The 9,252-nt window shown below is 67.0% G+C and carries 11 protein-coding genes; 2 read left to right on the top strand and 9 right to left on the bottom strand.

Going from position 1 to position 9,252, the window contains the following annotated elements; genetic code table 11:
- Nucleotides 1–174 precede the first annotated feature (174 nt).
- Nucleotides 175–1,134 (bottom strand): helix-turn-helix domain-containing protein, encoded by a 960-nt coding sequence (locus tag GVY64_RS16800; RefSeq protein ID WP_159842407.1) that lies wholly within the window; start codon nt 1,132–1,134, stop codon nt 175–177.
- A 132-nt stretch (nt 1,135–1,266) separates the two neighbouring features.
- Between GVY64_RS16800 and GVY64_RS16795 the strand changes: the two genes are divergently transcribed.
- Nucleotides 1,267–1,434 carry a hypothetical protein gene (locus GVY64_RS16795; protein WP_159842405.1) on the top strand — a complete coding sequence of 56 codons (168 nt, stop codon included), beginning with the start codon at nt 1,267–1,269 and terminating at the stop codon, nt 1,432–1,434.
- Complete coding sequence (locus GVY64_RS16790; RefSeq protein WP_159842403.1) at nt 1,431–1,625, top strand: hypothetical protein; 195 nt, start codon at nt 1,431–1,433, stop codon at nt 1,623–1,625. The genes GVY64_RS16795 and GVY64_RS16790 overlap by 4 nt, the downstream gene beginning before the upstream one ends.
- A gap of 80 nt (nt 1,626–1,705) precedes the next feature.
- Here the strand turns inward: GVY64_RS16790 and GVY64_RS16785 are convergent, their stop codons facing one another.
- From GVY64_RS16785 to GVY64_RS16750, 8 genes are all read right to left on the bottom strand, one after another.
- Complete coding sequence (locus GVY64_RS16785; protein ID WP_159842401.1) at nt 1,706–5,731, bottom strand: hypothetical protein; 4,026 nt, start codon at nt 5,729–5,731, stop codon at nt 1,706–1,708.
- Nucleotides 5,728–6,105, bottom strand: coding sequence for a hypothetical protein (locus GVY64_RS16780; RefSeq protein ID WP_159842399.1), 378 nt, complete (start codon nt 6,103–6,105; stop codon nt 5,728–5,730). The genes GVY64_RS16785 and GVY64_RS16780 overlap by 4 nt, the downstream gene beginning before the upstream one ends.
- Nucleotides 6,098–6,439 carry a hypothetical protein gene (locus tag GVY64_RS16775; RefSeq protein WP_159842397.1) on the bottom strand — a complete coding sequence of 114 codons (342 nt, stop codon included), beginning with the start codon at nt 6,437–6,439 and terminating at the stop codon, nt 6,098–6,100. Before GVY64_RS16775 ends, GVY64_RS16780 begins: the two co-directional genes overlap by 8 nt.
- A gap of 197 nt (nt 6,440–6,636) precedes the next feature.
- Nucleotides 6,637–7,635 (bottom strand): hypothetical protein, encoded by a 999-nt coding sequence (locus GVY64_RS16770; protein ID WP_159842395.1) that lies wholly within the window; start codon nt 7,633–7,635, stop codon nt 6,637–6,639.
- Nucleotides 7,632–7,877, bottom strand: coding sequence for a hypothetical protein (locus GVY64_RS16765; protein ID WP_159842393.1), 246 nt, complete (start codon nt 7,875–7,877; stop codon nt 7,632–7,634). The genes GVY64_RS16770 and GVY64_RS16765 overlap by 4 nt, the downstream gene beginning before the upstream one ends.
- A 169-nt stretch (nt 7,878–8,046) precedes the next feature.
- A complete protein-coding gene (locus GVY64_RS16760; protein WP_159842391.1) occupies nt 8,047–8,385 on the bottom strand; it encodes a hypothetical protein in 339 nt (112 codons plus the stop codon).
- A gap of 63 nt (nt 8,386–8,448) precedes the next feature.
- Complete coding sequence (locus GVY64_RS16755; RefSeq protein ID WP_201298040.1) at nt 8,449–8,931, bottom strand: DUF6009 family protein; 483 nt, start codon at nt 8,929–8,931, stop codon at nt 8,449–8,451.
- Nucleotides 8,928–9,209 carry a hypothetical protein gene (locus GVY64_RS16750; protein ID WP_159842389.1) on the bottom strand — a complete coding sequence of 94 codons (282 nt, stop codon included), beginning with the start codon at nt 9,207–9,209 and terminating at the stop codon, nt 8,928–8,930. Before GVY64_RS16750 ends, GVY64_RS16755 begins: the two co-directional genes overlap by 4 nt.
- Nucleotides 9,210–9,252 lie beyond the last annotated feature (43 nt).

Raw genomic sequence — 9,252 nt, 5'->3', positions numbered from 1 at the left:
CCCCCGGCAGGAATCGAACCTGCGACCTAGGGATTAGAAGATGTCGCATCCGGTCGGTTCCGAACGATTCGCGAACATGCTGCTACGCAACGGGTTTGGCGTTTTCGTAACGCCTACCGATTCTCAGCGGTTCCGGTCGGCTCTCTCACATATTCGGTGAGTAACCGATGGGGCTCAGACACACAGCTCCGGGTCGATCTGGCTGAGCATCGAGCGCGCCCAATCGGCACCCTTGTGTCCCTCTGGCAGGGCCGCATACCCCTCCTCCGCTTCCCGTATCGCCTCTGGAGCGCGGCCCAGCGCGGCCAGCACGATGCCGCGCTCCAAGCCCCAGAACCCGGGCGTGTACCAGTAGCCGAACGAAGGCAGGTCGATCCCCTCTGCGGCCGACGCTGCCGTGTCGGCGTGATGCAGAGCCCGCGCGGCCCGGCGCCGGTCGCCCTGGAGTGCGAGCAGTTCGGCCCGCTGATATCGGTCGTACACGCCGAGAATCGGGTGAGCCCGTGCAACTGCTATCGCCGACTCGGTGAGGTCGACGGCGCGCTGTAGCTCCCCGTTGTGGCGCGCGGTATAGGCGCGGAAGCTGTGCGCGTGCGCGAGTTGTGACGGGTCGTCGCCATCCTCGGCGAGCTTCGCGGCGTCCCCCAGTACCCGGTCTGCGAGATGCCCGCGGTGCGTGGCATGTTCCAGCCAACCCCGGTAGCGCGCGACCTCGGATGCCAGGCTGGCCGAAGCTGGGCCGCCCGCACGGTGACGTGCCAGAGTGCGCGCTGTCGCGTCCATGCCGCGGACCAACTGCACAACGGACGCAGCCCCCACGGAATCCTCGAGATGCCGCGTGCGGTCGAGGATGGCCGAGAGGTCTTCTAGCCCCGCGCGGCCCGCGGCGGACGGGTCTCCCACGGTCGCGCCGAGCCGCTCGAGGTCGACGGATTCCAGCCCCAGAACTGGATCCGAGAGCACCGCACGGTACGCGTCGAGCACCGCAGCCGTGACTGGCCGCTGCCCGGTCTCGACCAGCGATAGATAGCCGGCCGTGAAGCAGGTGCGGTCGGCCATGCGGCGCAGTCCGATACCAGCGACCGTGCGCAGTTCGCGCAGCAGTTCGCCTGTTACCCCCGAATCGGTGAACATCAGTAAACGGTAAGCCTGTTCACCGAACGATGCTGGCACAACACACTTTCTGTAGCACTCGGCGCCGGGTGAACCCCCGAATCCTCGGCGCCGAGTGTCACCAACCACACCACAACGCCGAGGGGTACAGCCTTGCCCACAGACCTTGCAGTCACCCTGATCGTCATGGCCGCTGTCGGCGGTCTGTTGATCCTGCTGTTCTGGGTGCTGCCGTGGCTACTCGAGTTGGGCGACGATCCCGACGAACAGGTCCCCTTCCGTGAGGTCATGGATCGCATCGACAGCGAGGGCAAGCGATGACCACGCGGCGTAGCTGGATTCAGGACTACTGCGACGACAGCAATTGGCCTGCCGACGAGCAGCACGCGCGCGGACTGCTGAAGCTCCACGCCACCTGCACACCGCCATGCCCCCGCAAGCTGTCCGCTGAGCGGTGGATTCGAGAGCGCGGCCAGGGCGATGCAGCGGACAACCGGGCGAGCGAGGGGTAGTCCCAAGCGAACCGTTTACGTCACGTGACGACAAGAGGGGTACTCGGCTTCGAGTACCCCTCTTTCGTGTCCGGGATGGGCTACCGGCCGAACCCTCCTCCGCGCTGGTTCGCCAGGGTCCGCCTACGCCAGACCCGCTCTACTGCGGTGCCGACGCTGTTGGGGTCCATACCGCTGGCGTTGACGACCATCTGCGGACCACCACCGCCGCCAGCGCCCATGCCCGCTACCGCCAATCCGGTGTTGAGCATCTCTTTCCAGTTGTTCTGCAACAGAGATGCGAGACCGTTGTTCGTCCGTTGCGCCAAGCTCCCCGCCTGGCTGCCCAGGTTCGCGAGCGCTTGCTCCGGCGAAGATGCCAGGTACCAAGGTGCCGGACCGTTGAACAGCTTGTCCGCGCCTGGGATGGGCAGGCCCGCAAGGGGGTGCTTGCTGTCGGCGCCTGCGTTCGGCGTCACTGCGGCGGGCTGCGTGGTGGTGCCCGGACCATAAGTCGTCTTGGACAGCTCGCCGGGGGCCAGTCCCGCGGCGGCCGGCGAGCCAACAGCCAGTTGCGGCGGCCAGTTCGTGACGAACACCGGTGTAGCGCCCGCGGTGTCGGCTTCAGTACCCGACGCGCCACCGGCACCCGCACCCGATGCGCGCGAACCACCAGCACCGCTGCCACCAGCGCCACCGCCGAGCTTGCCTGGCCGACCACCCTGGACCGCACCCGTGCCCGTGGACGCGCCGAGGTCACCGCCGCGCAGCAACTCCGGCGGAATGTGCATCTGCTTGTCGAACATGCGATGGTTCGCGCCCACTGGGCCGCCGAGGATCACACCGTCACTGCTGTTGCTCTCGACGTTCGTCCCGTCCGACAACGTCATGGCCGTATGTCCGTTGGCACCGCCCCCGTGATCGAACCAGCCGATCCGGATCGAACCGTCCGGGCCGAGACCAGGTTTCGCGCCCTTCGCCGCCAGCCATGCGCCTTCGTTCACGGTGCTCATGCGCGGCGAGAACGGATCCAACCCCAGTGCGTCGTTCACCACGGCGGAGACGAGACCGGAGCAGTCGATCGCGGTCTTGCTGTAGCCGCCCATCAAATAGGTCGCGGAATCCATGCTCTGCGCGAACTTCTTGCCCGGGACCAAGCCGCCTTCGGCGAAACCGGGGATCATGCCGTGCAGGAAATCCGCAGTCGGCACCCACCCGGAATTGATCGCCTCGAGCAGCGGCAGATTCGCGGCCGTCGCCCCGGCGTTGACGATGTATTCACCGGTGCTCGCCGCGATCAGCATCGAATCACTCGTGCCCGTGCCAGGTCCGCGCAGCAGCCCACCCGCGGCCATGTGCGCGTTCGCCCATCCGACGAGTTGTTCACCGTAGTTGCGGGCATCGCCCTGGCCGGGGAACGGGATAGGCGAGCGAGCGACCGTGAGCAGCAATTCGCCGATGACCTTCACGCCCTTGGCGATGTTGCTGACCACACCGTCCCACACCCGCCCGGCTGCGTCGCCGAGCGTGGAGAACGCCGTACCCATGGCCTTCAGCGCACCGCCCCAGAAATCCCGGGCGGTAGTGATCGCCTTCGTGGCGTTGTTCAGTTGGTCGGTCAGGTACTCCGACAGTCCTCGGATCGCGGGGATCAGAACCGGGGTGATCACGTTGTTCGCCAGCCACGTGAACGCCTCGGTGAGCTTCACGACCTGCGGCAGGATCGAGATGAAAAGATCCAGCATGGGCGGCAGCAGATCGGCGACCAGCCGAGCCAGTTCCGGCAACAGCGGAGTGAAGGCGTTCATCAGGTCGGTGAACGCCTTCGCCATGTCGGGGATGTGCGGGGAAATCTGAACCAGCGCGTCGGCGAGCGCGTCACCGAGTATCTTCGCCACATCGGCGAGGACCGGCTGCAAGTCTCGGAACGCCGGCATCAGCAGGTCCGCCCACTGCTTGATGACCGGACCGAGGGCGTCGAAGATCGTCGTCAGCGCGGGGGCGAGTGCCTGGATCAGGCCGGAGACGACATCGGCGAGCACCGGCAGGATCGGCGCCACCGCTTTCACCAGAGACGCGAACGCGTCGCCGATTGGGCCGATAGCCGGTGCCAGCGCGGTAATCGCCTGCGACAGTGCAGTTCCGACGATCTGCGCTACTTCGCTCAATGGCTCGATCAGCGGCATGATGGCCGTCGACAGCGATTGCAGTAGATCGCCGATCACCGGTAGCACCGGTTCGAGACCGGTAGCGAAGGCGTCGATGAGCTTCGCGATGTCCGGCAGCAACGCCGTCAGCGTCTCGGCGAACGTCCCACCGAGACGACCGAGCGACGGCGCGATAGAGCCGATCGACTCCCCGAGCGATTTGAACAGCGGCCCCAACGTCGGCCCAACGATGTTGCCCATCTCGATGAGGCCCTGGATCACCGGGTTCAGTCCCTCACCCAGTCCTTGCAGGATGTTGCCGAAGTTGCCGATGAGCTGCGTGAGCTGCCCGTTTTCGAATGCCGTGGCGAACGCCTGCCCGACCTGCCCGAGCATGTTCCCCAGCTGCGCGCCGATCTGGTTGGCGACCGGTTCGAATGCCTGCCCCAGCGACAGGAAGCCTTGCGTGGCTTGCTGCAGTCCGGGACCTAGGCCATCAATGAAGCCTTTGGTGCCGGCGAATGCCGCCCGGACGCCTTCGAGGTTTTCCGGTGCCGCCCAGAACGCAGCGAACTGCTTGGTCAATCCATTCATGGAGGACGCGACGTCGACCATGCCCGCCTTCAGGGTCGGCATGGCCGCCTGAGCGAGTTCGGTAATGCCCTTGGCCGCGTCATCGAACAGCGCGTCCTGAGTGGCGGTGCGCAAGTCCTGCCACATCGGGATCAGATCCCGTGTAGCCAACACGAACTCGCGTGCGTTCGGGCTGAGCTTCGCCAGTGCTTGAGCGGCCTTGTCCTGGGCGGAGGAACCGGAGTTCATCGCGTCGGTGACGCCCTGCTGCGCTTTCGCGACCTGCTCGTGTGCCTTCTGCACTTGGCGGTCGGCTTCGGCGACCCGCTCGTCCGCCTTGGCGGCTTTCTCCTTCGCGGAAACGACCTTGTCGCTGCCCTCGAGACCCTTCGCCTGAGCGTCGTTGGCTTCCTCTTGGACGTCGCGGTTACGTTCCGCCGACTCGGCATACCGCAGTTCGGCGCGCTGCAACCGCAGCAACGCCTTCTCCCGGTCCTCAGGCTTGGCCTTCGCCAGTTCGTCGCGGGCCTCCCGGACCGCGAGCGCCGCCTCCTGCTCGGAAAGGGCGGCATCCTTCAGCTTGAACTGGTAGTCCTCCAGTTCGTCGGCGGCGTCCTTGTAGGCGCGGGCAATGTCCTTGTGCGCGTCCTCGGCGTCCTTGACTGCGTCGGCCTGCGACCGTTGCGCGGTAGTGACGCCTTCGATCGCGGACTCCAGCTGATCATTCGCCGCGGCTACAGCCTTCGCCTGCGCGGCGCCGTCCTGGCCTGCTGCGTCCTCCGCCGCGGAGAGCGCCTTGAACGCATCCCCCATGCCCTGCATCCCGACGACGGCGGTTGCGATGCCGGCGGCCGCGGCAGGGCCCAGGCTGGCCAGCCCGACACCGAGCGCCCCGACCGCCCCCAGCGCAGCACCCGCCGCACCACCGATCGCCGCGATACCCGCGGCCGCGGCGGAAGCGCCTCCGGCGACCGTGCCGATCGAACCCAGTCCGGACGTGAGAGCCCGCACCGAAGACGACGCATCGCGGTCGACATCGACGTTGACCTCTTGGCGGATCGGCGTCGCCATCGCCTGCAACTGCGCGTGCAATCCCGCCATCGCGCCCAGGGCGCCCGCGGTGTCGACATCGACACCCACGCCGACCGTCCAGTTGTGGCGCGCCTGCTCGAGCGCCAACCCGACCGACATGCGGTCGCCGAACTGGCTGAAGTCGGGCATCACGTCGACGTTGATTCCGGCGATATGCGAGACGTCGATATCCGCTTTGATGCTGATCGGATGCCGGTCCGCATACCGCTGCGCATCCCGAATCGCCCCATAGACGGAGCGGGCTAGCTTGTCGGTCTCTCCCAGGATCGACAGATAGCCGACGCCGAGTTCGAACGCTTGACCTGGAGCTGTCATGCGGGGGTATCTCCCTTCAAAATCTGCCCAGGCCCTCTAGTCGTGCAGTCCTCGGCGCTGGTAATCACGTCGTCAGGGCCGACCGTGTAGGCCACCGCCCGCACCGCGCGATCCTTCGGGATCACTCCGGCGAATCCGGCCGCGTATGCGCTGTGCCCGTCCAACAGCCACGCCGGAACCGTCAGCGGCAGGCGTTCACGGAATCGGCGCACCTGCTCGGGTACAGGTCGGGGAATCTCGGCGACCATCGCGCGGCCGGGGTGGTCGAGGGCCGCGCTACGCGGGTCCGCCGCCGCGTAAGCGGACTCCAATTGCTGGCCGATCCACCGATACAAACCGGAAGGCGCCATCGCTGCGCGCACGAACTTAGGCACGGTGCCGCTCCCACCGAGCCCGAGCCGCACGTGATGCCTGCGCCGACCGCGGAGACGTGACGGCAGGCTCCGGGTCGATCTGCTTGAGCAGCCGCGCCAACGCCGCCTCGAGCAACCGCAACTCCGCGGACAGCTTGACCCGAGTCTTAGTGTCCTCGGCTTCGGAATACCGGTCGGAAAGGTCGGCTTTCCGGTCGATATTGGACGCGATCAGCTCCAAAACGGCCCGATCCCGCTCCGACCATTCCACGGGCTGCCCCAGGCGGCGGGAAACCTCCGACAGCTCAGCGTCCAGAGCACGCAGCATCTTTCGCGCCTCACTGCTGTGACGCATGGGTACTACCTCCTGACCGGACACCCGGGAACACCCCGGGATCTATCGAATGCATGCGGAGATGGAAGTTCGCAGAACGCCCCAGTACGGGGCTGGCGCCGGGGGGAGGGCCTTGGGGGCCTGGTCGCTGGCCGCGCCGGTCAGGTTGTCGACGTCGGCAGGCTGGGTGACCTGGGCTGCTGGCATGTGCTGCCCGCTCATCCGACGAGTCCGGGTGTGGACATGCGGCGTTGCACGTTGGCTCGCCGCAGCTGTTCGGGTCCGGGCCGTGGCCGCTTGGCCTGCTCGCCGGTCTCGCGCTCTTTGCGCATCCGATCGCGCACGTAGTCGGGGGCTGTGCGTTCCCGTTCGATCGCGTAGTTCCGTTCACGCCGCTGCTTGTGCAGCTCCTCGAGCTGTGCGGGTGTGGGTACCCAGAACTCGGCACCGTGGTTGATGAACCAGGCCAGTTGCATCGGGCCGTCCTGCGGCCAGGGCACACCGTCACGCGGGTCAGGTCCGGCGCCGAGGTACTGCCGGTCAGGCTGGCCGGGGCGGCGTCGCCATCCGGGATACAGCTCATCGAGGTTGGCGAAGTAGGCGTCCGTTGCGGCCTTGTCGTTGCACTGGTCGGAGCGGCAGTTGCGGACGAGGATGTCGTCGACGCATTCGCGCATGACCTTCTGCTGTGCGCTGCGGATCTCGATGTATTTGCCGTGAGCCTGGTCGAGGGCGCCGAAGGCTTGGACGGCGTCATGGCCGGCGCGGACGATGTCTTCGGCGTCGGTGATGTCGCCCAGTACCGCGGCGGATGCGCTGGCCTGGTCGATGAGCGCGGTGAGTTGCTGGTGCAGGTTGGTGAGCAGGCGCCCGGGGTTGGCGGTGAGGATGGCCCAGCACCGGGCGGCGGCGTCGGTGCGCAGGTTGGTGAGCGCTTGGCGTTCGGCGTCGTAGCGGCCCTGGGCGGTGTTGTGCTCGCGCAGCCATTCGCCGAAGTCGGCGGGGAGCTGTCCGGCGTCGAGGATGTCGGCGACCGCGTCGCTGTAGTTGGGGGCGGGTGTGAGCGCGCGGAGTCGCTGCTCGGCTTGCTCGGCGACGCGGAACGCGCGCGTGTATTCGTCGTCCGCGCCGAGGGCGGCGAACGCGGCATTGAGGGCGGGGTTTTCGCGCATCCGGCGGATGTGGCCGAGGGCGGGCACGGTGTCGCGCATGGTCATCGGTTGGCCTCCTGGCGGCTGGTGTGGCGTCGTGCGGCTTCGGCCTTCGCGTCGGCGACGGTGGCGCGTCGGGTGGTGCGCGGCAGGTGGGGGTCGGTGTCGTTGGCGACGTAGCCGAGTGCGGCCGCGGGGGTTTCGGCCGGCGGCCGTGCTTGCGCCACGAGGGCGTCGAAGTCGCGTTGGTCGAGCGCGGACAGGTAGCTGACTACCGCGTCCGAGAGAAGTTCCGAGGGTGTTGCCATGTCCGTTCCGCTCTCCTTTGTGGCTCAATGCGAAAGGGCGGACCGCTGGACGCATCCCTTCGTCCGGGCGGTCCGCCCTTCGCTTTCCGACAGTGACTCGTTGCCCCAAGATCACTGCGCCTTCAGTGTGCGCGGACAGTGGGGGCGTGCCCTTCCGCATCCGGAACGGTCAGGCGGCGGGGCGAGCGTCGGCGTACTCCTGCACGGTGCGCCGGTTGAAGATCCAGGTGCGGCCTACGCGGATGCCGTCGAGGCTGGCGGCGATCATGCGGACGTAGCGTTCGGAGTAGCCGAGGATGACCGCGGCTTCGGCTGTGCCGCACTCGGTGTCGGTGATGTCGTCGCGGGGGGTGTCGTCCTGGTCGACGTCCCCTCGGATGACACGGTCTATCCGGTCGTAGAGGCGTTGAACTTCGCTGGGGATCGCGACGCCATAGAGTCGACGGGTTCGGATGACGTCGCGCAGCGCGTAGTAGGCGGCCAGAACTTCGGTGTCGGAGAGGTTCATGCGTCGGCGCTCCGGATGATGCGCTTCACCGACGAGCACAGGTGTGCCTGCGGATTGGTCATTTCACGCCTTTCTCGTGGGGTGATGTCCCTTGACGGCGATTCCGGTGCGGAGGGTGGTCACGCGTCTGGTGTGGCAGTCGTGGCAGCGTCCGGGGAACGGATGCGATGCGTCGAAACATGTGCAGCCCCAAGCGCGAGTTGTCTTGTCACCGAGGACGCCCGGGGCGACGGTGCGAGGGTCGACCGCTTCGATCGGGCAACCGACTGCGTAGATGTCGTTGGGTTGTTCGCTGCGGTCGTATTCCTTGACCCAGAACACGCGGCGGGCGAAGGCTGCCGGTCCGAGGCTGTCGGCGGCCATCCATGGGGCAGCGTCTCGCCGTAGTTCGGCGTAGCCGACGAGGCGACCGTGAGGCCAGCGGATGCGGCCGCCGCGGCGGGGCACCCAGTGATTGAGGGATTCGCGGACGTAGTCGTAGCGCTCGAGGTTGTCGAGCCACACGATGGCGTCCTCGCCTGCTATCCGCTCGATGGTTGCGGTCATGCGACATCGCCCCTGGTGGGCGCCTCGAGGTGGAGGATGGACCACGGGTCGTAGGCGTGGAACGCTTCGCACATGTAGACCGAGACCCACGAACCGGCAGGGAGGGCGAGGGTGGTCGATCCGTCGGTCTCGCAGCGGAGGCAGCCGTCGACGGTCAGCACGTCCTCGGCGACGACGAGCAGTTCCCTGCCGTCGGCCAGTTCGATGCGGTAGTAGTACTCGCCGGACTTCGGATCGCGCGGCCGTTTCGGATTGACGGAGAAGTCGAGAGTGGTCACGGGGTGGTTCCTTTCAGGAGCACTGGTGAAACTGGTGAAAGTG

It is taken from the genome of Nocardia sp. CY41, from assembly GCF_009829325.1.
Taxonomy (GTDB): Bacteria; Actinomycetota; Actinomycetes; order Mycobacteriales; family Mycobacteriaceae; genus Nocardia.
This window is presented reverse-complemented; position numbering and strand designations above follow the sequence as displayed.